Annotated in this window: 30 protein-coding genes; 12 read left to right on the forward strand and 18 right to left on the reverse strand. The window is 58.4% G+C overall.

From position 1 onward, the window contains the following. Positions 1 to 41: 41 nt before the first annotated feature. Together WG908_RS15880 and WG908_RS15885 are read right to left on the reverse strand one after the other, a co-directional pair. Complete coding sequence (locus tag WG908_RS15880) at positions 42 to 1,043, reverse strand: FecR family protein (RefSeq protein ID WP_340187486.1); 1,002 nt, start codon at positions 1,041 to 1,043, stop codon at positions 42 to 44. After that, a complete protein-coding gene (locus WG908_RS15885) occupies positions 1,040 to 1,426 on the reverse strand; it encodes an RNA polymerase sigma factor (protein ID WP_340187487.1) in 387 nt (128 codons plus the stop codon). The genes WG908_RS15880 and WG908_RS15885 overlap by 4 nt, the downstream gene beginning before the upstream one ends. A gap of 107 nt (positions 1,427 to 1,533) precedes the next feature. On the opposite strand from WG908_RS15885, the gene WG908_RS15890 reads away from it, so the two are divergent. The 4 genes from WG908_RS15890 to WG908_RS15905 all read left to right on the forward strand — a co-directional run bounded on the left by WG908_RS15890 (position 1,534) and on the right by WG908_RS15905 (position 5,808). Next, entirely contained in the window at positions 1,534 to 2,520 is a 987-nt protein-coding gene (locus WG908_RS15890; protein ID WP_340187488.1) for a site-specific integrase, read from the forward strand. 2 nt (positions 2,521 to 2,522) lie between these two features. Further along, on the forward strand, positions 2,523 to 2,774 hold the full coding sequence (locus tag WG908_RS15895) for a site-specific integrase (protein WP_340187489.1): 252 nt from the start codon (positions 2,523 to 2,525) through the stop codon (positions 2,772 to 2,774). Positions 2,775 to 3,284: 510 nt separating this feature from the next. Beyond that, positions 3,285 to 4,202, forward strand: a complete 918-nt coding sequence (locus tag WG908_RS15900; protein ID WP_340187490.1) for a hypothetical protein — start codon at positions 3,285 to 3,287, stop codon at positions 4,200 to 4,202. 607 nt (positions 4,203 to 4,809) lie between these two features. Next, entirely contained in the window at positions 4,810 to 5,808 is a 999-nt protein-coding gene (locus tag WG908_RS15905; RefSeq protein ID WP_340187491.1) for a hypothetical protein, read from the forward strand. A 239-nt stretch (positions 5,809 to 6,047) separates the two neighbouring features. Here the strand turns inward: WG908_RS15905 and WG908_RS15910 are convergent, their stop codons facing one another. Continuing rightward, positions 6,048 to 6,539, reverse strand: coding sequence for a hypothetical protein (locus WG908_RS15910; RefSeq protein ID WP_340187492.1), 492 nt, complete (start codon positions 6,537 to 6,539; stop codon positions 6,048 to 6,050). Next, entirely contained in the window at positions 6,539 to 7,087 is a 549-nt protein-coding gene (locus WG908_RS15915; protein ID WP_340187493.1) for a hypothetical protein, read from the reverse strand. The genes WG908_RS15910 and WG908_RS15915 overlap by 1 nt, the downstream gene beginning before the upstream one ends. Before the next feature lie 255 nt (positions 7,088 to 7,342). On the opposite strand from WG908_RS15915, the gene WG908_RS15920 reads away from it, so the two are divergent. Then, complete coding sequence (locus tag WG908_RS15920) at positions 7,343 to 7,930, forward strand: tyrosine-type recombinase/integrase (protein ID WP_340187494.1); 588 nt, start codon at positions 7,343 to 7,345, stop codon at positions 7,928 to 7,930. 361 nt (positions 7,931 to 8,291) lie between these two features. Further along, complete coding sequence (locus WG908_RS15925) at positions 8,292 to 8,504, forward strand: hypothetical protein (protein ID WP_340187495.1); 213 nt, start codon at positions 8,292 to 8,294, stop codon at positions 8,502 to 8,504. Between the two features lie 19 nt (positions 8,505 to 8,523). Here WG908_RS15925 and WG908_RS15930 read toward each other — a convergent pair whose 3' ends face one another. From WG908_RS15930 to WG908_RS15980, 11 genes are all read right to left on the reverse strand, one after another. Continuing rightward, entirely contained in the window at positions 8,524 to 9,039 is a 516-nt protein-coding gene (locus tag WG908_RS15930) for a hypothetical protein (protein ID WP_340187496.1), read from the reverse strand. A gap of 2 nt (positions 9,040 to 9,041) precedes the next feature. Then, positions 9,042 to 10,016 carry a MobA/MobL family protein gene (locus WG908_RS15935; RefSeq protein WP_340187497.1) on the reverse strand — a complete coding sequence of 325 codons (975 nt, stop codon included), beginning with the start codon at positions 10,014 to 10,016 and terminating at the stop codon, positions 9,042 to 9,044. Positions 10,017 to 10,373: 357 nt separating this feature from the next. Further along, positions 10,374 to 10,919, reverse strand: a complete 546-nt coding sequence (locus WG908_RS15940; protein WP_340187498.1) for a hypothetical protein — start codon at positions 10,917 to 10,919, stop codon at positions 10,374 to 10,376. Next, a complete protein-coding gene (locus WG908_RS15945) occupies positions 10,916 to 12,340 on the reverse strand; it encodes a TraM recognition domain-containing protein (RefSeq protein ID WP_340187499.1) in 1,425 nt (474 codons plus the stop codon). The genes WG908_RS15940 and WG908_RS15945 overlap by 4 nt, the downstream gene beginning before the upstream one ends. Before the next feature lie 158 nt (positions 12,341 to 12,498). After that, positions 12,499 to 12,732: a hypothetical protein gene (locus WG908_RS15950; RefSeq protein ID WP_340187500.1), complete on the reverse strand. Its 234-nt coding sequence runs from the start codon at positions 12,730 to 12,732 to the stop codon at positions 12,499 to 12,501. Further along, positions 12,725 to 12,934, reverse strand: a complete 210-nt coding sequence (locus tag WG908_RS15955) for a hypothetical protein (RefSeq protein WP_340187501.1) — start codon at positions 12,932 to 12,934, stop codon at positions 12,725 to 12,727. The genes WG908_RS15950 and WG908_RS15955 overlap by 8 nt, the downstream gene beginning before the upstream one ends. Before the next feature lie 110 nt (positions 12,935 to 13,044). Next, positions 13,045 to 13,272, reverse strand: a complete 228-nt coding sequence (locus tag WG908_RS15960) for a hypothetical protein (protein ID WP_340187502.1) — start codon at positions 13,270 to 13,272, stop codon at positions 13,045 to 13,047. A 98-nt stretch (positions 13,273 to 13,370) separates the two neighbouring features. Next, complete coding sequence (locus WG908_RS15965; protein WP_340187503.1) at positions 13,371 to 13,511, reverse strand: hypothetical protein; 141 nt, start codon at positions 13,509 to 13,511, stop codon at positions 13,371 to 13,373. A 177-nt stretch (positions 13,512 to 13,688) separates the two neighbouring features. Continuing rightward, complete coding sequence (locus tag WG908_RS15970; protein ID WP_340187504.1) at positions 13,689 to 14,597, reverse strand: hypothetical protein; 909 nt, start codon at positions 14,595 to 14,597, stop codon at positions 13,689 to 13,691. A 124-nt stretch (positions 14,598 to 14,721) separates the two neighbouring features. After that, a complete protein-coding gene (locus WG908_RS15975) occupies positions 14,722 to 14,985 on the reverse strand; it encodes a hypothetical protein (RefSeq protein ID WP_340187505.1) in 264 nt (87 codons plus the stop codon). Positions 14,986 to 15,072: 87 nt separating this feature from the next. Beyond that, a complete protein-coding gene (locus tag WG908_RS15980; protein ID WP_340187506.1) occupies positions 15,073 to 16,254 on the reverse strand; it encodes a Swt1 family HEPN domain-containing protein in 1,182 nt (393 codons plus the stop codon). Between the two features lie 324 nt (positions 16,255 to 16,578). Here WG908_RS15980 and WG908_RS15985 point away from each other — a divergent pair, with 324 nt between their 5' ends. After that, positions 16,579 to 17,118: an antirestriction protein ArdA gene (locus tag WG908_RS15985; protein WP_340187507.1), complete on the forward strand. Its 540-nt coding sequence runs from the start codon at positions 16,579 to 16,581 to the stop codon at positions 17,116 to 17,118. Position 17,119: 1 nt separating this feature from the next. Then, the gene (locus WG908_RS15990; RefSeq protein ID WP_340187508.1) at positions 17,120 to 17,413 is read left to right on the forward strand and encodes a hypothetical protein; all 294 of its coding nucleotides are present in this window, start codon (positions 17,120 to 17,122) and stop codon (positions 17,411 to 17,413) included. A gap of 91 nt (positions 17,414 to 17,504) precedes the next feature. On the opposite strand, the gene WG908_RS15995 is transcribed toward WG908_RS15990, so the two are convergent. Further along, positions 17,505 to 18,047, reverse strand: a complete 543-nt coding sequence (locus tag WG908_RS15995; protein WP_340187509.1) for a GNAT family N-acetyltransferase — start codon at positions 18,045 to 18,047, stop codon at positions 17,505 to 17,507. Further along, complete coding sequence (locus tag WG908_RS16000) at positions 18,035 to 18,307, reverse strand: type II toxin-antitoxin system TacA family antitoxin (RefSeq protein ID WP_340187510.1); 273 nt, start codon at positions 18,305 to 18,307, stop codon at positions 18,035 to 18,037. Before WG908_RS16000 ends, WG908_RS15995 begins: the two co-directional genes overlap by 13 nt. 152 nt (positions 18,308 to 18,459) lie before the next feature. Here WG908_RS16000 and WG908_RS16005 point away from each other — a divergent pair, with 152 nt between their 5' ends. From WG908_RS16005 to WG908_RS16020, 4 genes are all read left to right on the forward strand, one after another. Continuing rightward, the gene (locus WG908_RS16005; RefSeq protein WP_340187511.1) at positions 18,460 to 19,530 is read left to right on the forward strand and encodes an HNH endonuclease; all 1,071 of its coding nucleotides are present in this window, start codon (positions 18,460 to 18,462) and stop codon (positions 19,528 to 19,530) included. 105 nt (positions 19,531 to 19,635) lie between these two features. Next, positions 19,636 to 21,492 carry an ATP-dependent nuclease gene (locus WG908_RS16010; RefSeq protein ID WP_340187512.1) on the forward strand — a complete coding sequence of 619 codons (1,857 nt, stop codon included), beginning with the start codon at positions 19,636 to 19,638 and terminating at the stop codon, positions 21,490 to 21,492. Next, a complete protein-coding gene (locus WG908_RS16015) occupies positions 21,485 to 23,005 on the forward strand; it encodes a UvrD-helicase domain-containing protein (RefSeq protein WP_340187513.1) in 1,521 nt (506 codons plus the stop codon). Before WG908_RS16010 ends, WG908_RS16015 begins: the two co-directional genes overlap by 8 nt. Positions 23,006 to 23,017: 12 nt before the next feature. Further along, the gene (locus WG908_RS16020) at positions 23,018 to 23,842 is read left to right on the forward strand and encodes a competence protein CoiA (RefSeq protein ID WP_340187514.1); all 825 of its coding nucleotides are present in this window, start codon (positions 23,018 to 23,020) and stop codon (positions 23,840 to 23,842) included. 435 nt (positions 23,843 to 24,277) lie between these two features. Here WG908_RS16020 and WG908_RS16025 read toward each other — a convergent pair whose 3' ends face one another. Beyond that, positions 24,278 to 24,475, reverse strand: a complete 198-nt coding sequence (locus tag WG908_RS16025; protein WP_340187515.1) for a sigma factor — start codon at positions 24,473 to 24,475, stop codon at positions 24,278 to 24,280. Positions 24,476 to 24,568: the final 93 nt, after the last annotated feature.

The following is a 24,568-nucleotide window of genomic DNA, read 5'->3' on the forward strand; positions in this document are numbered from 1 at the left end:
AAGAGCGTACGGTGCGGTCCCGAGCGGCATACTGAAAGTTGTCAGTTGTGTTTTCTGACAAGGGTGATCTGTCCATCGCCATATACCGCCTGCAATGGGCTCAGGGCGGTGACCGCTTCGACAAAAGCGTTTGAATCGCCTGCTTCGAAAACGCCGTTGACGCGCAGACCGGCTACCGAACTGGCAATGACTAGCTTCCTGCGACTGTACCGGTTCATACGCTCTACCGCGCTGGTAAGAGGCTCGTTTTCAAAGCTGAGTTGACCGGTCCTCCAAGCCATCGCATTCGCTGGATCGACCGAGGTTATGACGGTCTTTGTGTTATTTCCCAGCGACACAGCTAGTTGCTGGCCAGGCCGAAGCGGCGACGGGATCAAGGGCTTTTCGTCTTGTTCGTTCAGAACCGCGACGTTGCCGTGATATAATGTGGCCAGAAATTCATTGCGCAGCAATTCGACGCTGAATGCCGTGCCTGTCGCCACCACCATTTTTCCGGCCGCCGCCACGGTGAAGGGGCGCAGCGGATCCTTGGCGACGTCGAACTCGGCGCGGCCATGCGTAAGCGTCAAATCACGCCGATTGCGGCCCAGCCGCACCTCAACCTCTGTGTCCGCGTCCAGTGCCAGCGAGGAGCCATCATCCAGCACGACGACTCTGCCTCCACCGATGCCGGTCTGATATCGTTGCACTGGCTGATATAATAATAGGGCTGTCGAGCCGACGATGGCGAGCAACGTCGCAGCGATTGATCCCCAAAGATATGCCGGTCTCGATAGACGCCTTGGCCAACGCTGGGAGAAATGGTTGAAATCCTGCAATGCCGCCGAGCGCAACTGGATTACCTCGGGCATCTCAGACGCCCTATCGGCATCATTCCACAGCCTGGCTGCTTCCTCGAACGCCTTCAAATTTTCAGGATGGGACAACCAGATTTCAAATTCTTTCTGATCATCGTCCGAAAGCTCCTCCTCCACGATGTTCAGATACCAAATTGCCGCCTGCTCGTCTCGATTGGGCAAAGGCTCTATGCCAAGCATATTCATGACGCATCTCTCATTTTCGAGATCATCACTGCCATAGCTTTGGCGACATGCTGCTTCACGGCGCTTGCCGAAATGCCATAAGTTCTCCCGATCGTTTCCTGGCTCATATTTTCTAACTTATAAAGAATGAATATAGTGCGCGTGCGATCGGGCAGTTCGGATACTGCGCTGGTGAATGCCCTCATACGCTCACGGCTCGCTGCAATACGGTGGGGGTCGATGGGCTCGATATCCCGATCCAGATCCAACAACATTTGGTCGCGGAACCGGTTTCGCACGCGTGCGCGCCGGCTTCGATCCGTCAGTAGGTTGGCGGCGATTTGGAAAACATAGACATCGGCTGGAACGGTACCGTCGCTGCTCCTGAAAATCCGCACGAACACTTAAAAACCCATAATTTGCTTGATTTTTCCCAGTTTTCTGCCATTTTTATAGGGTCAGTGAGCTAGCGCAAAACTAGCACATTTTAGCGCAGTAGGAGGCGCTCCCTATGGCAGAGGCGGTTCACGAAATCCTTGGTGGCAAGGTTCAGCTTTTCCAACGTCCCAACAGCAAGCGGTGGCACTGCCGCGCCAGCCTCGGTGGCGCACAGCATCGGCACAGCACAAAGCAAACGTCACTCGCTCAGGCTAAGGACGTGGCAGAGGATTGGTATCTCACCCTTGCAGGCAAAGCCGCGCGCGGAGAGATCAAGACCGGCAAGACATTCAAATATGCGGCCGAGCGCTTCATCGTGGAGTTTAAGATTCTCACGCAGGGGCAGCGTAGCCCGCTCTACGTCCATCGGCATCAGGAGCGAATCGACCTCTATCTGATTCCTTTCTTCGGCGACAAGGTGCTGACCGAAATCACATCCGGCATGATTCAGGACTACCGAATCGACCGGATGACCAAGGGCGGCTTCGATAAGCGAAAGGCAGACGAATCGACCGATCCGAAAAAGCGGCAGCGCAACGGGAAAGCTCCGTCCCGCAGCACGCTTCACCAGGAAATTGTTTGCCTACGACAGATTCTCAAGTTTGCCCGCCGCCATGGCTGGCTGGAACTCATGCCCGATCTTTCCGACCCCTACCGAGCCTCCAGCAAGATTTCACATCGCGCTTGGTTCTCTCCTACCGAATATCAGCAGCTTTACACAGCTTCTGGCGAGCGAGCGGCGAAGCCACTCAAAGAACGCTGGCGCACCGAATGCGAAGACCTGCACGACTATATCCTCTTTCAGGTAAACACGGGTCTCCGGCCCGATGAAACGAAGCGGCTTGAGGTCCGGGATATTGAAATCGTGGCGGATGGCCCCAAGGGTGAACGCATCCTGCATATCGCCGTGCGGGGCAAACGCGGCACCGGCTGGGCCAAATCCATGCCGGGGGCAGTGCATCCCTTCACGCGCATGAAGGAGCGGCACATCTCCAGCCGATTGACCTTTTGTTCCCCAAGCTGCAACGCGACCTATTCAACATCCTGCTTGACGAATTGAAGATGAAAAAGGATCGCGAGGGCAGTCCTCGCACCTTCTACAGCCTGCGCCACACCTACATCTCCATGCGGCTGCTGGAGGGTGCAGACATCTACCAGATTGCCAAGAATTGCCGCACCAGCGTGGAGATGATCGAAAAATATTATGCGTCCCATATCAAGGATATGATCGACGCACATGCCGTCAACGTCGTCAAAAGAAAGCCCAAGGCGAAGCCTTCCCCAGCATCCGGGCAGGATGTTGCGGACAATTGACACATCCTGCTTGGCTAAGGTTTCTTCCCCAACTATAGCTGCCCGTGGCTATGCGGGCGTGGCGGAATCGGTAGACGCAACGGACTTAGGCCATTGAGTGCACGCGGGGAAACCCGCGATGTAGAACTGCTCAAAGTCGGGGAAACCTTTCAAATGGCAATCCCGAGCCAAGCCCATTCGGAAACGATGGGAAGGTGTAGAGACTAGACGGGCAGCACCTAACCCCCAACCTCCGGGGCATGGTGAAGGGATAGTCCAGACCACAAACGCCCGATGGGCGGCGGTGAAAGCCGTAGCTGGTAAGAAAATCCGTCGGGCCCTGCCCGTGGGGGTTCGAGTCCCCCCGCCCGCACCACCATCCCTTAGGCGCCTGGACAGAGCGCCGACAGCGCCCAAGCCGGAACCGGCGACGCGCTCGCGAAATGGCACCGGAACCGGGGGCATGGTGGCACAAGGAACCCGAACGGGTGACGGCCATCGCATTATCATCAACCTTGCGGGGCAGATACAATGAAAGTCTTTGATCCTGCTTGGGTGGCGTTTGAGGATGCCAACCCCATCCTCGTCCCAAACGGACTGTACGATCCACACCCTGCCATAGCAGTTGCCGCTGATGTCCTCCAACAAAGAGCCCGCCTTCCGGCAGACATATACGGAGCGGTGCATTGCTGGGCACCGAACACCTTTCATATCCGAGTGCATCCATCCAGTATCGACCGCGCCCTGCGCATCTTGGATGCGTTTGCAAAAGCATGCTTGACGCGCAGTTTCCAATTACGCCCGGCCGATCGACATTTGCCCGATTCCGGGCTGTGCGTCTGTATCGATGGCCATGTTTACCCCATCACATTGAATGAACGCATGGCTCGCAGACGATACAAACCGACAAAACAGGAACAGAGCAAGCTAGAACGAGGCCGTTTGGTTATCGCTCCCACCTACACCTATCACCCATCCGGGCAGCTTTCGCTCCTGGTGGGACACCGGCGCAAATGGGCCGATCGTCCGAGGCATCCACTTGAAGGCCAGCTCAATGCAATCATGCTCGACTTAAGAACTTCGTCAGCGGCCGAAACAGAAAAGCAGATTGCCAATGAGGAGGCCGAAAAGCGGGTTCAGGCATTGCTTCGACAGCGCGAGGCGCTGCGAGCGCGTGTCGAACACGAGAGGTTGGCGGTGGCGGCGCTTCATGATGAGGCAGCAGCATGGCAGCAAGCGCAGACCATTCGTGCGTATATTGCAGCGGTTGAAGCCCAACCTATAATGACGGATAGAAATTCATGGGCATTATGGGCGCACGCGCAGGCAGACCGCCTCGACCCACTTTGCACATCGCCGTCGTCGCTGCTGGACACCCCCGGAACTGATTACCGGGATTTGGATGCAGATGAATGGCTAAACGAAGATGGCGACATCGAGCATATTTAACGGAGCATGGCGGTGCCTTGCCCTATCAGGCGATGCCCCCAAAGCTAAGGCCATCGCCGCAAGGCGACAATGAATTGCGCCAGAGCCGCAATCAGTTGGGCAATGCTGTTGATGGTAAGCAGGATGATCGTGGTCGTCATGGGCTCCTCCCCGGTTGCGCCCCGCGCGGGATAGCGCGTGGACCAGGGCCAAACCGCCGACCGGACAAGCGCCTCGGACACAGGCCGCCGCTAGCGCCGCGCCAGCTGGCCGCTGCTGCACGAAGGAAGCGAGGAGCCTTTTCCGGGGTGCGCGGTCGGCGTACCGCCCGCAAAAACCACGCCATCCCGAAGGGGCCATGTCGGGAGAATGCCCCTGAACGGTCGCATCGTCATGCGCGCCATCACCGAGCGGCTCAAATCCGAGTAGCGGCGATCACGGCCGAGGGCACCGCCTTGGGCCATTAGGCAAATATTAACCAAATTTTAGCGGTTTTGCGTGTATCCTGTTGGGAGATTCACGCGCGCATGAAGCACGACACAGGTAATCTATAGCCGCCGACGATACAGTTTCAGGATCGGATCAGCCGCCGCAAGCGGCTGATCCGCTGGCTAGCCAGCGCACCGAATTGCTGGCGCAACTCGTTGTCGCCCAATTCGACCTTGAACGCGCCATCGCGGAATTGTCGCGGACGGGCGCGAGCACTACCCTGGCCGATAGCCAGCTTGATAATCTTGCACAGTTGCAGCGCCAGCTAGGCACCGCGAGTATGGCGACGATCGCCGCCATGCGCGGGGAGATCGGCGCGGCGGTTGCGCAGGCGCAAACGGTCGTGCAGCAGGCGCGCGGAACGGTGGCGGGAGCCAATGCGGGCGACGGCGCGGACATCGCCGTCCTTGCCAACCATGCGCAGGCACAGGCAGCTTCCTTCATGCGTGACCTGCGCCAGTATGACGGCTTGCTGCAATTCGACAACGATAGCGAACGCGCTGCCTACGAACAGCGCGAAGCGGAGCGTCGCCGTCGCTACGAGGAAGAATCAGCCAAGGGCACAGCCGAAGGCAAATTCAACGCCAGTGGCGAAGCGCTGGGCCAGATGGCCGACCTTGCCGCCCATGGCGGCAGCGCCGATCCCGCTCTTATGCAGCGTATGGATGAACTGGCCGGGAGCCTCACCGAATTGCGCACGCAGTATCTGCGCGAAGGCAAGACGGCGGAGGTCGAAGCCTTCGACCAGCGCCGGCGCGAAGACCTGCGCGGCATCATGCAATCCAAGGGATTGACAGATGCGCAGATCGACGCCTTCCTGGCGGCGCACCCTGACCCCAGCGAAGCGACCCGGCAGTTCGTGACCGAACATGCCGCCGCCGTGACGGTCAAGGACTTGGACGCGCTGGACGTCAGCGGTGGAACACATGCCAAAGACAGCTTCGCGGCGAGAACCGACTCCGTTACGCAGCAATCTTCTTCACGGTCAGCGGATATACCGGTAGCCGATGCCATCGGAAGCGCCGTAGCCGACCTCAAGGCGATGGGCCTTGTCTTGACGCAACATGACGCCGAGCCTGCACACGGGGTCAACGCGAGCAGCGCTTCCGCCGCTGGCCGCATCGCCACGCGCACCTGACACCATTAATCGGGATTGTGAAACCCGCCCATGCCGCCGCACGGTCTGCATCGGATCGTCCCCGATCCACTGCACGTCCCGCAAGTCCCGAAGGAACCCTGACCGCTGCCGCCGCACACGTCGCACGATTGAACCCCTTTTCCATTGCAGCGGAAGCAAGGTTCAAACCCACCTCGAACCTCGCCGGTGTTCGGGTCAGCGGTGAAGAATTTACGCATGCCATCTCTCCGGCTTCACGTTCACGATAATGGCACCAATTCTCCGCGCGCCGCGCGCGCGCCCAAAACATAGCCAACCGAACTGCATAGCCGGGTATTTGGCTCGCTCTGGGCAAGGCAGCGGTCTGCGACCGGCAGCAGGGGTGCCATTGGCGGAGCGTCGGAAGGCAAAGCCTCCCGTTTGAGATAGCCGCTGACAAAGCCGGTATCGAATGAGACAGCCGGGGTGGCTTGACGAGTCTTGAGGGTCACATACCGCAAGGTGCTGTCCCGGCCTGCGCGCGTCAGGACGGTCACACAATAGGCGCCGGTGGAAAGCCTTCTAAAGCCAGCCGACCTCTCCCTATCGACAACAGGCTGCATTGCCCCCGTGACGCAGAGTTGCCGATGCCCTGCGACTTGTTGGCGCGTCAGCCCGCGCAAAATATTGTCCCGCTCCATTTCCAGAACGTCCGCCATTGCCGGGACGGCAACGGCAACCGCGCAGACGGCCATAAGCATCCGCGCGCGCATCACATCGCGTTCCCGATAGCGTTTTCTGAGGGAGCCGCTGGCGCGGATTCACGCACATAGACACCGTACTTGCCGCTCGCCGATTCGACGGCGGTGAGATTGGCCTGCACGACCGCCTGCTGCGCCTTAAGCCGTTCGCGCAGCCCTTCATTCTCAACCTCCCAATCATCCGTGATGAACGGCATGCATTGCTCGCGCTGCCACAAACTGCACAGGACGTTTGCGGCATCCACGGTAAGCACCGCGCCTCCCATATCCTGATGGGACGCGATTTCCTGCTGCGTCTGCGCCAATGCGCGCGCCGCTGTCCGAAGATTGACGAACGCGCCAACGAACTCATTGGGGCAGTTGCTCAAGTCCCGCTGGAACAGCGCATCCACCGTCGCGCTGGTGCTGTAGACGGTTTCATTGAGGGTAGTGGTGATGCAGGTTCGTTGCGCATTGAGAAGCGCCGCTGCCTGTTCGGCGGCAAAGTCGGTTGCCGGTTCGGGCGATGGCTCGGGCGCTGAATTGCAGCCCGCCAACACAAGCGCGCCCGCCAGCGCCATCGTTCCCGCCCCACGCCGCATGGCAAAAATCCCCCACTCGCAAACAAAGACGAGGGGCAGCGTTACATTATGGGCTATTCTGTTGCGGTCCGACTCCCCAAGAACTCTAATGTTCTCCGGCATTTACGACCTTCGCCGCGCGCCGATAGCGGAACGGCGCTGGTCGCGCAAACCCGCAAAATCCCTCGGCTTTCTGCGGCGATGGGTTGCAACCGTATAGCCCATTCTGTTTCAGGCCGGGAAGGATCGAAGAATATGGGTTTTGAATATGCAGTGGATGAGTCGCGGCTGTTTGACGGCGAAGGCCAACGTAAATATTTATTGGCCGCCGAGGCCCAACTTTTTCTGAAAACGGCCGCGCAGTGCGAGCGGGCGACACGGCTGTTTGCCGAACTGCTTTTCTATACCGGATGCCGGATCACGGAAGGGTTGGAACTAACGCCTCGCCGCCTCGATACGGCGGGCAAGCGCGTTGTGTTCCGTACTCTTAAGAGGAGAAAGCTGGCCTACCGCGCCGTGCCGATTCCCGCGTGCCTGCTACGCAACCTGCTGGCATACGCGCACGAGTGCGCACCGGACGACCGGCTTTTCGCCTGGTCGCGTCAGACGGGTTGGCGGAAAATCTGCGCCATCATGGAAGCGGCTGGTATCGAAGGACCGCAGGCGACGCAAAAGGGACTACGCCATCAGTTCGGTATCCATGCCATCGGTATGAAGGTTCCTGAGGGAACCTTGCAGCTATGGATGGGCCATGCGCGTGTGCGCAATACCCATATCTACACGTTTGCCGTAGGCTCGGAAGAACGTGCCCTTGCGGCACGCATGTGGCGCGGGCTGCAATGAAATCTATCCTCCGCTTCATGCTCGTTATGGGCGAGCTATGGCTTTCAACCTTCATGTTGCTGTGGCCCACCCTGCGACGCGAGCGCCCCCGCTGCTAGATACGCTTGCCACTAGTTGATGGTGTCCGGCCATATCACCTGTGAAGCCGGTTCCGCCTTGGACTTCGCCTCTGCTTCTTATGGGGCGTTATGGCACGGCCCCGCGCCGGGTAAAGGCAACGGCGCTTCCGCACCTTCGGTTTGTGCAGCTTGTTCCCTGCGGGCGCGCTTTGCGCGGCCTTGACCCGGCGCTTGTCGGGCCGCGCGCGGCACTTCCCATGAAGCCGAAGCGAGGTGCCAAGGCAGAACCCAAGGAGGTCATCATGACCGAACAAGCAACCCCCAAAAGCATCAATCCCACCCATCGACTGTATCTCGTCAGCGGCAGCGGCGAAGCCGCGAAATGGACCGAGATCGGCGCGGCATGGCCGCACTCCGATGGCAAGGGCTTCTCGATTTCCGCCGAAGCCGGGACGCTGGAAGGCCGTGTCGTTTTGCGCAAGATCAAGGAGCGTTCCGTGTCGGAGGCCCGATAGGCATTCGCGCCGCCGCGTATCAGCGTAGCGGCGCATCCTCCCCGCCCTTCGCGCGCTTAATGGCCGTGACGACCATCCCTTGTGGTCTTTCCGGCCATATGGAGGCGGCATATTCCACCACCGCCAACACTGTGCCCTGCTTGATATGGCGGGCGAGCGCGTCGAGACCGCGCCCCTCGATCACGAATTGTCGTGTGCCGCCATAGTCGAGACTTACCATCCGGTCGCCGACATATTCGACCGCCTGTAGCATCGGATATGGCAGGCCGCAGCCGGACCAGAACCCGGCCTTGGGTTCATACCAGCGCAGACCGAGCATCGCCGTGACGCGGGAACGCCCCCGCTGCAAGATCCACGGGCGATAGGCTTGGGGATCGATTTCTGTTGCGTCATCGGCCGAGGCATCATCGAACGCGTCCGGCGCGGGCGCGGAGCCTCCGGGCGGCGGCGATCCGCCGCTGCGCGATTGCTCGAACATTGATCGCCAGTTGCCGCCCAACTGACGGTCCGGCTCCCAAGGGCTTTGCTCGGTCATGGTCATCGCTCCATGTCAGGGGATGGGGATTGGGTGGAAAGCTGCGGCGTCGGCCCCTCGCGCCCGATGGGCAAATGGTCCAACTGCCGGTCGAACCACGCACGGAAGCGTTCCACCGTGCGCATCGCTTCGGCGGGCGAAATCACGTCCAGCCGGTCGAGCGCGACCTTCGCCCGCTGCTCGACCTCGCGCGCGTGTCTGGCGGCGAGATATTGGCCAAACCGATCTTTGAAGCGGCCATAGAGCTCGCGCATATGGAACGCCGCCCCGAGCATAGGCTGAGGAAGTCTGGAAAGCCCCTTTTCGAGGTGGCTGCGGCGGTCCACCCGCGCGGACGATCCAGCGCGCTCCAGCGCGGCATTCGCCGTCTTTTCCCAATCCTCGCGGCTCCGCTCAAAAAAGGCGGCCGAATTCCAGCTATTGGGATTGCTCTCGATCATGACCGGCCTGCCGTCCGGGTGGGTCCGGCCCGACGGGTCTTTTACGTATTCATGCCGCGACTTATTCCCGAACCCTTCGGCTACCAATGGACGCATCGAAAAAAGGACGTGCGCGTGAGGCTGCTCCAGCCCGTCGCTAGCGGTAACGTAGTTATGAAAACAGATGTCAGCGACCATGCCCTTGGCGACGAAGTTGCGCAGCACATAGTCGCGTACCAATGGCACGCGGTCAGCAACCGGCACCTCCCTTGGGATCATGATACGCAAGTCCCTCGCAAGTTGAGCGTCGCGCCGAACTTCGGCGGAATCGGCCGCACCCCAGAACGCTTGCCGATCCATCCCCTTTGTCCATGCCGGTGCATCAGCAGGAAAGAGCAGTTCGCTGTGCTCCACTTCCTTCTGTTTGTGCCGGAAGTCATGGAACATCCCCAGCCGTTCATCCCAAAGGCGTTCCCCCGCCCGGTATGCCGCTGCGGCTATGATGGATTGCCCTTTGGCCCGGGACACTACCCGGATGCCCATCGAAAACTGCGCCATCTATTCATCTCCCCCCGTTCTCATTTCTCCTTCGCTTCCCGACGCCCCGAAGGGGGCTAGAAAGGGATTTACTGCACTTATACATCGGGCTTGGAAGACAACCCCGACGTGCACCCCTGCGGGAGCCCTTTGTCAGGAATTATGAGATCGAGCGTGGTTAACGATTCCCTAATGCGTTGCTGAAACAGACTGTTTCCACGGCGCATTCGGGCGATGACGGACGTCGCCTTCCGGCTCGTCTGGCTCCGCTCCGACGACCCGGAAAGGACAATCGGCAGTTGCATACGGGCGCGGCCCGCGTGGTCCCTTCGGGAGCCGATTGCCTCCTGGGCGACGATGGCGGGAGCGGACATTCCGCTACCGCCCCAGCACCTGCCGGCAATAGTCCGGCAGGGCTGCATAGGCATGCTGGAGCGACGGCACGGGGAAGATCGGGCGGGCGCAGATCGTGACTACGGAGTTGTGGTGCGCGACCTTGCGCCGGAGTCGCCCCCGCCACAGCCGGACGAGGCTGCGGACGATCGCCGCCACCAATCCGAGGCCGAGCGCGAATACCAGCATCCCTGCTCCCGCCGTGGCGCTCTGTCGGTCGGGATGGGCGAGGGCATTGGCGAACACCAGCGTCACGAACAGGACAGCGAAGACCGGCTTCCATGGCACTGCCCGCCGCGCGCGCGGCGGCGACATGCCATCCCATGCGCGCTTCCATGCCTGGTAGGCCGAGACGGCACTGACCGCCTTGCCAAGCCGCACCATCATCACGGCGACCGGCAGCGCCAGCACCAAACCGCCTTCCTGTCCCTGCGTCAGGAATAGGACCAGCACCACCAGCCCGCTCAGCATGAGCGGCGTGGCGACGACCGGATGACCGAAGAAGGCCGTAGCGAGGCTGGGCGCTCTCATAGCTGGCTCCACTCGATAAGCGTGTAGTTGGTGCCCGTGGCGGCGAAGCGCCGCGCGGGCTGGTGCAGGATGGTCGAGACACGGAACCCATGCGCGGGGCCACCCACCTTGAGCCCCCTCGCAAAGAAGCCCGGCTCCACGGCGTCTTCCAGCGTCTCGCTCCAGCCATTGCTGGTGCCGTGGTTGCTACCGCCGCCACGCGAACGACCCCAATTGTGGTTGTCGCCATCCGACCAGCCGCCGCCCCACGAGTTCCCGCCACTGGTCGAGCCGCCGCCAGAACTGGAACTATAGCCGGAATTGCCGCCCCAATTGCCCTGCGTACCGTGGTTGCGGCCTTCGCCCATGTTCAGGCCGTAGCTGGTGTTCCTCCCCTCGCTGGCGCTGAAATTGGAGCGCCGCTGGACCACCTTGCCGATGGCCTGGGATGCCCAGCCATTGGTGACATTGCACCCGTTCGCCCCGTAGAAGCGCACCGCCATGTTGGCGATCAGCGCATGCACCCGATCATGAGAGTTCGGTCCCAGCTTGGCGTAGAGGCTAGGAAGCGATTGGGTCAGCGCAATAGTAGTGCAGCGCGACGAGCGCGATTGCGCGAGGAACTCGCTGTCCCTGCTGGTGATGAATTCCTGAAATTCGTCGGCGTAGCAGAACAGGAACCGGTCCCGGTGGATAGGCTCCAGCGCATTGCGGCCAAGTACCTCAGTTTGGAACGCATCCTTCCATACCATCTGGAAAATCACGCCGTCCTCACCATGGATTGCCCGTGGCGTGTCGAGGACAAAGATGACGCCGTGAAAGCACAAAGCGGGAACAACGTCCGTCTTGCCGCACAGTCCTTCGCGCAAAATCCCGTGATTGAATCGGTCGAGCATGTTGAAACTGGCCAGCACGGAACCGCGCAACTTCCCGTCCATCTGCGCAAACTCGCGCCAGTAGGCCATCAATTGCTGGCCGGTCGCTTCACCCATACGATCAGCGGCAGCGGCGAATATCTGAAAGAAGAAGGATTGCCGCTGCCATTCCGGGTCGCGCATCTGTTCCAGCGAAGTTGCCGCACTGCGCACGCAGGCGATGATGTCCGCCATCCGCAGCGTGCCGGTTGCCCAGTAGATCGGGAGCAACAGGTGCGAAAGCGTGCGCCTGAGTTCGTCCAGCCAGAAGGCGTCGCCATTCCCCGCAGGCAGCGGGCTCGCATTGCGAACGATCTCGACAACGCGCAGGAGATATTCAACAATGCTCGAAATGGCGTCGGCACCCAGCCGCGCCAGTGCATAGGCGAGGAAATTGAAGCCGCCATTGCGCCCGTTGAGGCGGATGATGGAATCGCCGCGTCCCGCTTTTTGCAGCAGAGCGCAGACTTCATCTGCTTCGGACGGCTTGGCGCACAGGATAATTCCGGCGGACCCGATTTTACACAATGAAAGCAGTATATTATGTCCAGGACCGGTTGTTTTCCCGGCGCCCGTCTGCGCAATGCCGAGACAATTTTGGGCAAAATCACGACCGGTGAGGACATCGCCGCCACCAAGGTCGAGGATCGGTATATCCAGCGAGTCCTTTGCCATGGTCGTTTTCCTCAGTGCTCAATGCCATGTTCGTTGCCGTGAATGTCGCGCGATGGCGCGGCTTGCTGCGATTTCTCGGGACCGAAATTTTCTTGAAACCAGCCCAGCCCTTCACCGGGGGATTTCTCCCCCGGTGCGCCGATGGTGATCGACTGCGCGCGCGGCGTGACCGCACGCCCATAAGTCGGCTCTTCGACGACCTTCTGCCGGATGTCGTCGACGATACCTTTGAGCCGACTAGCCATCGTAACGATGGCCGCAATCGACGCAGCGATAATCCCGCAGCCGATCGCTCACTGCCCGCAAAGCCTGAGCGGCCAGTTCGGCAAACCCGGAGAGGCGTTTGATGCCGACAGACTGCGCGGCATGGGCAACGTCCATGGCGCGTTCCAGATAGGGCTTGGCCGAAGCCGCGTTGGGGGACTGGCAGGCTGGACAATTATGCATAACCTTGCTCCTTGGAAAAATGGGCGCGGGAAGCCGTTCGCGGATTGCCCGCGCCGAGTGTTGATCCTGTTCGATGGTTGAAAGGCGCGGCGTTCAGCCGTGCCTTGGGCCTAGCGGGTGGCGTCCTGCCAATCGGCGACGCCCTCCTTCAGCATGTTCAGGCCACCTTCGGCGCTGTATTTCCCCAAGCGCGCCGCCTGGTGTATCATGTGATGCTGGCGTAGCAGCGAGCCGAGGAAGCCATGGCCGGTAGCAGTGGCGATCCCGCTGACGATGCGGGCGGCGCCCAGCGCCACCTTGCCAGCGGCCTTGAGTTTCTTTTCGGTAGTGCGATCCATTGAAATTCTCCCGGTTCGCGGCACGCAGGTTTCCCCACGCGGGCACGCCTGCGTGCCGCGCTGTCGTTGTTGACAATGAAGTGGTTGGACGGGGCCGCTTACCTCGCGGCGGCCCGCCGCTGGCGCAGGTAGCGCCGGATTTGCGCGATCCAGCGCAAGTTCAGCGAAATCAGGATGGAACCCGCAAGGGCTTCCGCTACTGTGATCGCTAGGCGTTTCGTGATGGACATTGTCATCATTTGCTTCCTTTCTGGACTAGCCGCCAAAAGGCAAAGCGATCCCGCACGCGCGCAAGCACACTAAATCGTTCTGCAATCTCGGAATTTGACGGAACACGGGTGTATGCCGTGTTCAAGACACATATGCCCCGAGTCGGGCTTCAAATCAACAAAAAACGAATATGCTCGTTTTATGTATTAGCGGTCCGGTTCATCATTTTTCCGGCGCTGGATCGCCGACCGAAGCCGATGGTAGTCTTTCGCTGACGCGTCTGGCCCCAAGGCTGCCGATGTGCCCGTTGAGCGGACGCGCTCAACCCAACGATCATTTTGTTGCCGGATCGTGGGCAAATCTATGTCTTCCGGCAATTTGTTCTTCCGCAACCAATTATCCAAGGCTTGGGAAAATGAGGGGTCAAGCTTGCGAAGGTGCGATCTTCCAAGGCCGTGCCCTAACCAAGGCTGATATGCACGTCGTAAGAACTGGACAGGACTTTCGCCCTTTTCCTTATCAGACTTCCAAATCATCGGAGCGACCTCCGGTAGCGGAATCGACGCATAGTGCTCCGTTGATACACGAGACGCATTGGGGCTTTTAGCAGTTTCTCTGCGGAGAGAGGGATCATTAATTTCGGGAAAAAGAAGCTTTCCGTACGAGGCGACACCTACACCGCCATGACGGATGGCAAACTTTTCGAGAATATCCCATCGCTCCTCAGCAGTTAAATCGACTTTATAATCCTTATAATTTTCTATGTACGCCTCTGCGATAGCTGTAGTTGACGCATATAATAATAACATTTCCCCGGTGAATTGGAATAAAATTTCATCAGACAAACCTATTATACTATTCTTATCAAAATCAGACAGCTTTTGTATTAACTTATTATATGACTTACCAATTTCTTCATGAAACCTGTCCCATTCATAATATATCAGTGTTAGATCTAATATATTTACCTTTGATTCTTCGATAATTGAAAATATTATATCGTCAGAAACTCGCGTAAATTTAGCAAGTTTTTCCGTTAAAATTTTGGTGTAAGCACGAAAATCGAAGCCTTTCGGAAGCTTTGAAACGTCGTTCCCGTCCGTTGCATTTTTCATTTTTTTCACTTCCAGCAAACCTCATAGGAAACGGCGCTGCGACAAAGCTGCACAGATATAGCCGTGCTCCATGTAAAATTGAAAGGCATGAAGGCTGATCAGAACTCGCACGATTCCAACCTATTCAACCAACGCAGCGGCGGCTAGTCCGCCGTTGATGTTCTGATGGCGGCATCTGACAGAAGCTGCCACCCATGATGTGGGCAGCACTACCGAAACGGGTAGGCTTAGAAAGGCCGTCGGCCGTCGATTTTTCCGTAGCCAGGATTTTTGATTTTTCTAACCCGTGCTCAAGGGGAAAAATCCCGATCTCGTTCTTAAGTGAGAGTTGCGCTGGGTAGGGGAGCTTGAACGCGAAGGATTGATCGAACGGCGCGCCGATCCCCATGATGGGCGTCGGTATTATGTCCAACTCACGCAGTTCGGCATCGAAAAGCTGGAGCGCGTCCTGAATGGCGATGCTGCCTGACGTCTCTCAATTCACCTGCAATATGCCGATCGATCGCATCAGCCTTGTCGCCTCGGCCACAAGATAGAGGATGTCCGTGCGGCAGAAGGGGCGTTGATGGGCGTCATTGTTCCGCAAGGGCGACAGGCGGCGCAAGGATACCTGCACGCCCTCCTTGTCGCCAAATACCGGCTCAAAGAGCCCTTCCCAATTGTTTTTCATTGTTATGATCTGGGCGAGATCATTAAAATCGGCATAGTGGATCAGCTCATAAACCGGCTGACCGCTGGCGCGCGCTATATCGCGCTTTTCCTCCCAGCGTTGGCGCATGTCGCCGGGAACCCGTTGCTTCACCCACTTCGTTCCAACGACGGTCATAAGCTGGCTTGAAACAAATTGGCGCATATGGACTTCCACTGCGCGCAAGGTGGCGTGATGCTCATCGCTGTAGATCGCTTGCCCGTCGATGTTCTCGATCGGCTGGGGCGCAGGCGGCGGGGGTATTACCAAGCCGAAACCCGCCCCCGTCAAGACAGACGGGTATTCTTCTGCCGGGAAGGCCACAAGCGCGGCATCACGCCCCGCTTCGTCATACCGTTCTTCTCGCTCGGCGCTATCGGCGTCGTCTTTTACCACGACGACAGCGCCAAACTCGGCTTCAACAAAATCGCGCGTGGTGGGTGCGAACGGCGCGTCGAAATGCACCACGTCGGACAGCTTAGAAAGCGCACCGAATGCGAAGCCGGAATGCGCTATCGAATCGGGCATCGCCCATGACGTCCCGATACTGGCCATGCGCTGGGCCAAATCATCCCGCCATGTCACTCTTTCCAAGAAGCGGCGATGCGGTTCGACCATTTCAGCCGCCCGTTGGGCAATCAGGAATATGTCGTCACGAGGCGGCAGCGAAAATCGCTCGATGCTGGCCAAGCTGCCCATCCGCTCTTGAAGGTCGGAAAAAGCGCGCGACGCGAAACTTTCCGGAATCTTGGGCAGGATCGATTGCTTGAAAAGCGAGGCTTGGCTGCTGAGAAAGCCAATCTCACTGAGTTGTTGGGCGCGCTTGACGATACTCAACTCCCGCTCGGCCGCAGCGAGGCCGAGGGTCGAGGTTTGTCCGAACCGGTTCGCCAGCCCCGACACGCTGTCGATCATTTCCTGACGGCGGCGAATATCACGCATTATCTTTTCTATCCCGTCGCCGACCATGCTCGTCTTCCCATATTTCTCTGACCGCTTTCTATCATAAGGAGACCAAATAGGGTCTTTGATTTTGAGGGCATTACCCTACGGGGCCGCGCCCTATACGCTCGCGCGCGCCGAACCTGTAGTCTCGGCCATTCGGTGACGGTCGCTAATGCAGGCTGGGGCTCTGCCCCTAGCGCCCTGCGAAGCACCTTCCGCCCAGCTTCCTCCGCTCCGCTTCGTGCAGCCGGTTCCCCGCGAAGGCGCTTGCTCCGCTTGCCCCCCGCTGTTCGCCACGAGGCAGGGTTTCAGACCGCACCTGAAAACCCAAACCTAATGGAGCAAGCAATGGGAGTTACCTTCACCACTAGTCAGACCGAGAAACCCCGCATCTACGTGGCCTGCCTCGCGGCCTATAACAACGGCATCCTGCATGGGGCGTGGATCGACGCCGCGCAGGAGGCATGGACGCTCTACGATGCAATCAGCGACATGCTGTCCGCGTCGCCCGTCGCCGGGGCCGAGGAATGGGCCATCCATGATGAAGAAGGGTTCAGCGGCGTTCGCATTGCGGAATATGAGGGTCTAGACCGCGTGGCCGAATTGGCTGCATTCATCGCCGAACATGGAGAGTTGGGCGCGGCGCTGCTGGAGCATTGCGACGGCGACGTGGAGGAAGCGCGCGAAGCGCTGGAGGACCGCTATATGGGCAACCACGCCAGCCTTGCCGACTATGTCCAGGACGTCACGGAGGAAGGCACCCCCATTCCCTCCTCGCTTCGCTACTATATCGACTGGCATTCCATGGCGCGCGATGCCGAGTTGAGCGGCGACCTGTTCACCTTGCAGACCGCGTTTGATGTGGTGCATGTGTTCGCGGGACGCTGACATGGAACCACAGACCTATCGCTTCGCATGGCAAGGCATCGGAATCGAGGCGACCTATACGCCGCTACGCTGGCGCGTTATCGACCATCTGGAAATCCACAGCGTAGAGCCGCAGGGAGCGCCGCTGCCCATCACAAGGACCGGCTATCTTTCCCACTTCATGCAGCCGGGCACCATCGAAGCCCATGGCGGCGATGTGGTGGCGCAGGTCATCGCATGGCTGGACGAGGACGCCGCCAAGCCCGAATGGCGCGCCCATGTCGAAGCCAGCAGGCAGGGCGATCTTTTCGCATGAGGCATAAATGCGCGATTTATGCCTCACAGGCATGACGCGAGGCTTTCCGTAACAGCACTTATTTGTGAATGTTTCCGGCGAGAAGGATCACTTATTCGTGTTTTTCATGGCCCGCTTGGGGCGCATCCCCAAAGCCACTGGCGGCAAGGTCGATCATACGCACGGCCATGCTGTGGGCGGGATCGAACGGCAAATCCTCAAACCCGAAGCTTCGGTAGAAGGCGCGCACTTCGTCATCCAGCGGATGGGTCAGCACGCAAAAACACCCAATCTCATTGGCCAGCCGCAGGGCGGTGGTGAGGGCGAAGAACATCAGCGAGCGCGCATAGCCCCGGCCTTGATGCTGGCGATCGACGGCGAGCTGCCCGAGCAGCAACGCCGGGATGGGATCAGGCCGGTTGCGCTGGTCCGCTTTGGCGAGGAAGGCGCGCTCGATCTGCGCTGCCGACAGGCTGACATAGCCGACAACATGGCCGGTGACGGGATCGCACACCACATTGGTGCGCGACACGCCCGCTTCCTGATTGCGCCATGCGTGGCGGCGGAACCATTGGTTCAGCGATTCCCGCCCACAGTCGAAGCTATCGCGGTTGTCGTCGGCAGCGAGCGGGCGCGGCGGTGTTAGTCCTGCCATGCCGGGCGCGTCGCAGAGAGTTTGCGCAGCGCCGGGATTTCCTTGGCAGGAGCATTCACCCAACCTTCAAACTTGTCCCAATCATCGGCAGGGATCGTGACCAGGCGATGGTCGAGCACATCCTGTTCCGCCGCCTCCAGCGCCTTGCGCCGGATGAAATCGCTAAGATTGGTGCGCGCGTGATCGGCCGCCGTTTCCAGCAGCACACGTTCCGCCGGACTGACCCGGACACTCAAAACAGCAGGTGATGCAGTAGCCATAACAATCCTCATTTCTTGTATGACATTAGCATACGGGAGGCAGGTCGGTCAATAAAAATGCCGCCTATCCCTTATCGCGCACATTTACCGACGAGGCATTTCACGCATATGCTGCCCGTATGCCGCCAGACTTTCCTTCGAAAACAATCGACATGCTGGCCAAGCGAGCGGCCTATCTTTGTAGCAATCCTGACTGTCGAACGTCGACTATCGGTCCAAATTCGGAAAGTGCCAAAGCAACCATCATTGGCGAAGCCGCCCATATCTATGCCGCGCGCCCCGATCAGGCGCGATACGACCCGCAGATGACCGATCAGGCCCGTTCAGAAATCTCCAATGCCATATGGCTGTGCCGCAACTGCCATAAGCTGATCGACCGTGACCCCACCAAATTCCCGTCAGATCTTCTTTTCCTCTGGCGGGAGCTGCACGACGAATATGTCGCATCCAATCTGGGATCGCAGAGCGATAAAGCCCGCTTCGACATGGCGCGCCATGCGCTGGCGCAGTTCGAAGACTATCCGCCGATCATTCGCCGCATCGCCTACGATAAGCCGCCCAGCTGGGAATGGAGCCTGACAGCCGCCTTGATGCGGCATCTGAATGCACCCCTCTTTCGCCGGTTGGAAGACCTGCGCGATGGCGTTTGCGCGTTGCCCATCCAACCGCTGGAAGATCACCATGTGATCGATTGGGTATCGCAACGGATGGATGAAATGCAGGAGATGGTTGGACCGCTAACCAAGATCATCCACCGCTTCAATCGGGCATGGGGGGAACCGGGCCATCAGGGCGATGTGGATGAAATCCGCCATACGGCGCTACTGCTACGCGATTCACTTGCCATGATCGTCGATCATGAGGAGCGGCTAAGGTCGGTGCGGGTCGATCCACGGTTCGACACACTTATTAAACTGCTGCAAGACGCGCTCGGCTCGCAAGCCGAGAAGCTCAAGCGCACGCCTGACCGCCTCGATGAAATCGTCGAAATGGCCACTCAGATGGAGGCCGATGGATCAACAGAACCCACCGTCGTTCATGAGGTGATCGAGTTCACGCTTCCCGATGGCTGGTCCGCAAATTTCAATCGCGCACTCAGAAAAACGGATCGCCGGCCAATCGTCCAACAGTTCAGAAGCGGCATCGGCGGTGCCACCGGCACGGCAATTGGTTGCATCGCTTGGTTCATCATCGGCATCATCGCCTTGGGCTTCGTACTCTAACGGATAGCAAGCATGCCAATGGCATTGCCGACTGACATTGTGCATTACTGTAAATTTATTCCCTTTCCGAACTTAGGTGCTAGTGTATCGCCAGAGCGAGGGGCAATGGCAGAGGAAAAAGCAGCAAAACCGCCATTAGCGATGGCAGCGCCGATGGCAAAGACCTCAGCCCTTGTCTCAGCAGCGGCACCAAGTACAGGCGCGCCGCAGGCGGCAGAGGCACCGACCATTCTGCGTTTGAAGATTGACCGCTTTCGCGGCATCGAAACGCTCACTTGGCTGCCGGACTCGCATGTAAATGTCATTCTCGGCGGCGGCGACAATGGCAAATCAACGATACTCGACGCGATCGGCCTGCTACTCAGCCCGACGAACTCAATGGTCATTTCCGATGCGGACTATTGGAAGCGGGCGCCCGAGGATGAGTTCATCATTGAAGCCGTGCTCCGACTACCGCCTACAACCGGCATCAATGAGCAGAAAAAGGCTGGCTGGCCATGGGAATGGGATGGCGAAAAGCCTGTCGTTCCCAACCCCGACGACGAGGCGGACGACGCCAAAGATGAGGTCTATGTTGTCCGCGCGCGCGGGACCGCCGACTGCGATCTCTCATATGAGATATGCCAGCCCAATGGCGAATATGACCATTTTTCAGTTTCGGTGCGGCGTAAAATCGGCTTGGTGAAACTTACCGGTGATGACCGGAACGATCGGGACCTGCGACTCATTCAAGGATCGGCGCTCGATCGCTTGCTCGCGGATAAGTCGCTGCGAGCGAAGCTCGCTCAGCAGCTTGGCGAGAAGAACGTTGAAGACGAATTAGCCGAGCCATCGAAAGAAAGACTCAAGGAGCTCGAAGCCGAATTTGGCAAGCAGGCGTTGCCTACGGGGCTTGGTCTGGGGCTGGTCGGCGGTCAGGGTTTTTCGCTTAACGCACTCATCGGGCTCACGGCGGCGAAACACGCGGTTCGATTACCGTTGAGCAGTTGGGGCTCTGGCACTCGCCGCCTTGCCGCGCTTGAGATTGCCGCTGCCAACCATAGCGAATTGCCGATTACCATCGTTGATGAGGTCGAACGCGGGCTTGAGCCCTATCGCCAGCGCGTATTGCTGAAGGAATTGATGGCCGCGCCCACGCAGGCGTTCATTACCACCCATAGCGTCGCAGCTATCAAGGCCGCTGCGAAAGCCAGTATCTGGTATCTCAGCGGCGAAACCAAAATCGGCAAGTTGGCCGATGCCACCAACCCGCAGATGATGAAAGACCCGGAGGCTTTCCTTTCGAGGATCGCCATTGTCGCCGAGGGCGCAACAGAAGTTGGATTTGTTAAATGGCTCGTGCTGAGAGGGGTGACGAAAGAGCCTCTTGAACGCGGCATTTGGGTGACGGACGGCGGCGGAAATGATTACACGCTGGAATTGTTGGCAAGCCTCGCCAAGAGCGGACTAAAATTTTCAGGTTTTGCCGACGACGAGGGCCGCGCGCCCGAACGTTGGGCAACGCTCAAAGTCGCGCTTGGAGATTTGCTGTTACGTTGGCCCGATGGCTGCTTGGAGGAAAACGTCATCGCGCATGTTGCCGATGGTGACTTAGAAAAATTCGTCGTCGATCCTGAAGGAGATTCTGGCGCACGGCTTCGTACATTGGCCGATCGCCTCGGCATTGCGGACAAGTCCTATGCCGCGATCCTTACCGCTGCTGGCAATCTCGCGAATGTCCGAAAAGTTATTATCGAAGCCGCCACGGGTGCCGTACCCCAGGGCACGCCTGACGATCAAAAGAAAAGATTTAAGAGCCAAGGCCGAACATGGTTCAAATCGGCGGGCGGCGGCTATGAGTTGGCTTTGAAGATGGTGGAATTTGGCGTTTGGCCAAAGTTGGAAGGCCAATTGCTGCCGTTCATCAATGCCATTCGCCAAGCGGTGGATTTGCCAGCGATAGCCAATTTGCCCGATGAGTGATGCATCCGTCGCAGCAGCGTTGAGGTCGGCAGCTTCGCTCGTCGTGATCGAAGCACCTGGCGGCTGCGGCAAAACTCATCAAGGTGCCCATTATGCAGCAGACGCCGCCGCGAGCGCCCAAGGGCGTATCCTGATCCTTACCCATACGCACGCTGCCTGCGATGTATTCGCAACAAAGACAAAGGCTTCGCGTAGCAAAGTGGAAATCCGCACGATCGATAGCCTGATAGGTCAGATCGCTGGCCAGTATCACGTGCCTCTCGATCTACCGCCTGATATAGCCATTTGGGCTCGCGCCAACAAGGATGGTTATGACAAGGTAGCCGCCAAAGTCGCGCATTTGCTCGATAAGAAGCCCATGATCGCCAAAGCGGTCGCGAGGCGATATCCACTCATTATCTGCGATGAGCATCAGGACTCCACCCATGCTCAGCATCAGATCATTCTCGGCCTGCATGGGGCAGGCGCACATTTGCGCGTCTTTGCCGACCCCATGCAGCGCATCTTTGGTAGCAGACGGGCAGCAGAAATTGCGGCGGAGGTGAAACGCTGGACCGATCTCAAAGAGCAGGCCGATCAGTTCGAGGAACTCGATACGCCGCATCGCTGGGCCGATGCCAACCCTGACCTCGGGGCATGGATTCTTGAGGCCCGAGCAGCGTTACGGGACGGCGGACAAATTGATTTGCGCGGCGCGTTACCGAACGGCCTACGGGTAATTCGTGCCGACAATGTTTCGCGCGTGCGAGGCCAGTATCAGATATCGCCCCAACAACGCGCGCCGCTGACCCAGCATTTGAAGCCACTGAATTCGGTGCTCATACTAGCCTCGCAGAACCCTACCGTCGCTTCGCTCCGGCCTTTCTTCTATCGGGCAATGCCGATTTGGGAAGGCCATGTAAGGCAAGCGCTGGACGAGCTCTGCACTGCGGTACGCCAGCACAAAGGCAACGCTGTGGAAATTGGGAAAGCAGCGGTCAGCTTTGTCGGCAACGTGGCCACGGGATTTTCGCCGACCAATTATAGCAACCGACTATTGCAGGAGGTTCAGGGTGGCTGCGTTGCTCAATGCACGAAGAAGCCGGCAACCCTGCAAGCACTTGGTCGCATCCTGTTAGAGGAGCCCGACCATCGGGGCATTGCGGCGTTCCTGACCAGCCTGCGCGCTTTGACCAAAGCAGACGGTGCATTCACCGATATAAAGATCGATCATAGCCGCGAGTACAACGATGCAATCCATCTCGGTCGATTTGAGGATGCAGATGAAGGCCTAGCGGAAATAGCTCGTCGCCGGTCACATGGTCGCATCGCGCTACCCGCCAAAGCAATCAGCACGATCCACAAAGCCAAAGGCTTGGAATTTCCCAATGTCGTTGTGGCCGCATGTGACCGCGCGCATTTCACGAACACGCCCGCTGCGCGAGCAAGATTTTATGTTGGAATCAGCCGCGGCACGCAGAGTTTGACGCTGCTGGTTTCGCATACCAATCCCACACCGCTGCTGATGATATGACACGGATAAACTATGCAATACGCGCTTGTTGATAGTGAGAGGTGCGAGGCGCGAGCTGGTGTAGCAGGCACATGCTCCACCTGCGGATCGGCAATGGTCGCAAAATGCGGTCCGCGCATAATACACCATTGGGCCCACGCATCACGCCGCGACTGCGATCCATGGTGGGAAAACGAAACTCAATGGCACCGGGATTGGAAAAACCTGTTTCCCGAAGAATGCCGTGAAATCCATCACGTCGCTCCGGACGGTGAAATCCATCGGGCCGATATTAAGACACCCACTGGCATCTACATTGAGGTGCAGCATTCCAGCATGACCGATGCTGAGCGCACATCGCGCGAAGTATTTTACAAGAATCTTGTCTGGATTGTGGATGGCAGAGGGTTCAGGAACCAGTTTAATTTGCATCATCTACTACCTGACCCTGACAACGAAGAAGCCAAGGATATTGTCTGGTACAAAGCCGCGCGCGGAATGGACGGGGCGAATAACGGCGTTTTCTGGCGGCTCTCGGAGAACCCGGATCACGGAAGTGGAGGTTTGGTTGAGGTACATGGCCTCCATAAGGTTCAGCACCTCATCGAAACATATCGTGGGCATCAGCAATATAGTTGGGTAAGGCCGCGCAGAACATGGCTCGATGCCGAATGCCCCGTTTATATCGATTTTGGCGATGAATGGCTCTTTCAGCTCCAGCGCTATGGCTTCAACAAACTCGAATGCGTCTATCGGGTGGCAAAGAAGAAATTTCTCCACGATGCGATGGTTGAAGCCCAAGCCCATGACATCGCAACGAGATTTTATCCTATCTCTATGAAGTCGGATGGCGGGTGAACGGAATAAATAAGAGCTATTATGTAGCTCGGCATCAACCTCACGCGCGGCCACGAATATCCAAGCAAGGCGACGGCCTTGTGCGAACCTGTCTCTATGACGCGGCATCGGTGCTGATCAGCAAGAACATTCGCTGGTCGAAGCTGAAGGAGTGGGGCGCGCGTCTCCCAAGAACGTCAGGTCACTGCAAGGCGCGCATTACATTCAAAAATGATCTTGTTCTGAACGCCTTGATCTGTGCTAGCCCAGATTGTCGCCTGCACCGGCACACCGCACGCAAAACGCGACGCGTTTGGGCCGAAACCCCATCCTGCTGGACATCGAAACCCATTGCTGTCATTGCTCCATCAGCACGTAACAACCGATTTCGAGCTAGAATATTAGCACATTCTGTTAGCACAGTTTTTTCACAAATCAGAGTTTAATTGAATTAATTCAATTGCTTGTGTGCGTAATGAAAAAGACTTCTTGTGTCAGGTCTTCAGCTTCCGCTTGGTTATCGACCCTGCGGCGGAAAAAGGCCATCAGCGGCGAACGCCAACGTCGGTACAGGTCGACCTGACAATCAATATCCTCGACTGCATCCATTTGGCGCTCACCCTCTTGAGTTGTAGCACGTAGAATAATACGCATCAGACTGCTCAAGGGACAGCGAAAAAGTTACTTCTCTTGTATTGCGCTGCGTCAAGTGAACCGCGCCGGGTTTGCCGGAGGCTCCAACTCCTG

The sequence above is a fragment of the Sphingobium anseongense genome (genome assembly GCF_037725245.1).
GTDB lineage: Bacteria > Pseudomonadota > Alphaproteobacteria > Sphingomonadales > Sphingomonadaceae > Sphingobium.

Bases quoted from the DNA above. Each gene is read 5' to 3' on its own strand.
- WG908_RS15880 (WP_340187486.1), bottom strand. From the start codon at position 1,043: ATGAATATGCTTGGCATAGAGCCTTTGCCCAATCGAGACGAGCAGGCG.
- WG908_RS15890 (WP_340187488.1), top strand. From the start codon at position 1,534: ATGGCAGAGGCGGTTCACGAAATCCTTGGTGGCAAGGTTCAGCTTTTC.
- WG908_RS15895 (WP_340187489.1), top strand. From the start codon at position 2,523: ATGAAAAAGGATCGCGAGGGCAGTCCTCGCACCTTCTACAGCCTGCGC.
- WG908_RS15900 (WP_340187490.1), top strand. From the start codon at position 3,285: ATGAAAGTCTTTGATCCTGCTTGGGTGGCGTTTGAGGATGCCAACCCC.
- WG908_RS15910 (WP_340187492.1), bottom strand. From the start codon at position 6,539: ATGCGCGCGCGGATGCTTATGGCCGTCTGCGCGGTTGCCGTTGCCGTC.
- WG908_RS15915 (WP_340187493.1), bottom strand. From the start codon at position 7,087: ATGGCGCTGGCGGGCGCGCTTGTGTTGGCGGGCTGCAATTCAGCGCCC.
- WG908_RS15920 (WP_340187494.1), top strand. From the start codon at position 7,343: ATGGGTTTTGAATATGCAGTGGATGAGTCGCGGCTGTTTGACGGCGAA.
- WG908_RS15925 (WP_340187495.1), top strand. From the start codon at position 8,292: ATGACCGAACAAGCAACCCCCAAAAGCATCAATCCCACCCATCGACTG.
- WG908_RS15930 (WP_340187496.1), bottom strand. From the start codon at position 9,039: ATGACCGAGCAAAGCCCTTGGGAGCCGGACCGTCAGTTGGGCGGCAAC.
- WG908_RS15935 (WP_340187497.1), bottom strand. From the start codon at position 10,016: ATGGCGCAGTTTTCGATGGGCATCCGGGTAGTGTCCCGGGCCAAAGGG.
- WG908_RS15940 (WP_340187498.1), bottom strand. From the start codon at position 10,919: ATGAGAGCGCCCAGCCTCGCTACGGCCTTCTTCGGTCATCCGGTCGTC.
- WG908_RS15950 (WP_340187500.1), bottom strand. From the start codon at position 12,732: ATGGCTAGTCGGCTCAAAGGTATCGTCGACGACATCCGGCAGAAGGTC.
- WG908_RS15955 (WP_340187501.1), bottom strand. From the start codon at position 12,934: ATGCATAATTGTCCAGCCTGCCAGTCCCCCAACGCGGCTTCGGCCAAG.
- WG908_RS15960 (WP_340187502.1), bottom strand. From the start codon at position 13,272: ATGGATCGCACTACCGAAAAGAAACTCAAGGCCGCTGGCAAGGTGGCG.
- WG908_RS15965 (WP_340187503.1), bottom strand. From the start codon at position 13,511: ATGATGACAATGTCCATCACGAAACGCCTAGCGATCACAGTAGCGGAA.
- WG908_RS15970 (WP_340187504.1), bottom strand. From the start codon at position 14,597: ATGAAAAATGCAACGGACGGGAACGACGTTTCAAAGCTTCCGAAAGGC.
- WG908_RS15975 (WP_340187505.1), bottom strand. From the start codon at position 14,985: ATGGGGATCGGCGCGCCGTTCGATCAATCCTTCGCGTTCAAGCTCCCC.
- WG908_RS15980 (WP_340187506.1), bottom strand. From the start codon at position 16,254: ATGGTCGGCGACGGGATAGAAAAGATAATGCGTGATATTCGCCGCCGT.
- WG908_RS15985 (WP_340187507.1), top strand. From the start codon at position 16,579: ATGGGAGTTACCTTCACCACTAGTCAGACCGAGAAACCCCGCATCTAC.
- WG908_RS15990 (WP_340187508.1), top strand. From the start codon at position 17,120: ATGGAACCACAGACCTATCGCTTCGCATGGCAAGGCATCGGAATCGAG.
- WG908_RS15995 (WP_340187509.1), bottom strand. From the start codon at position 18,047: ATGGCAGGACTAACACCGCCGCGCCCGCTCGCTGCCGACGACAACCGC.
- WG908_RS16000 (WP_340187510.1), bottom strand. From the start codon at position 18,307: ATGGCTACTGCATCACCTGCTGTTTTGAGTGTCCGGGTCAGTCCGGCG.
- WG908_RS16005 (WP_340187511.1), top strand. From the start codon at position 18,460: ATGCTGGCCAAGCGAGCGGCCTATCTTTGTAGCAATCCTGACTGTCGA.
- WG908_RS16010 (WP_340187512.1), top strand. From the start codon at position 19,636: ATGGCAGAGGAAAAAGCAGCAAAACCGCCATTAGCGATGGCAGCGCCG.
- WG908_RS16015 (WP_340187513.1), top strand. From the start codon at position 21,485: ATGAGTGATGCATCCGTCGCAGCAGCGTTGAGGTCGGCAGCTTCGCTC.
- WG908_RS16020 (WP_340187514.1), top strand. From the start codon at position 23,018: ATGCAATACGCGCTTGTTGATAGTGAGAGGTGCGAGGCGCGAGCTGGT.
- WG908_RS16025 (WP_340187515.1), bottom strand. From the start codon at position 24,475: ATGCGTATTATTCTACGTGCTACAACTCAAGAGGGTGAGCGCCAAATG.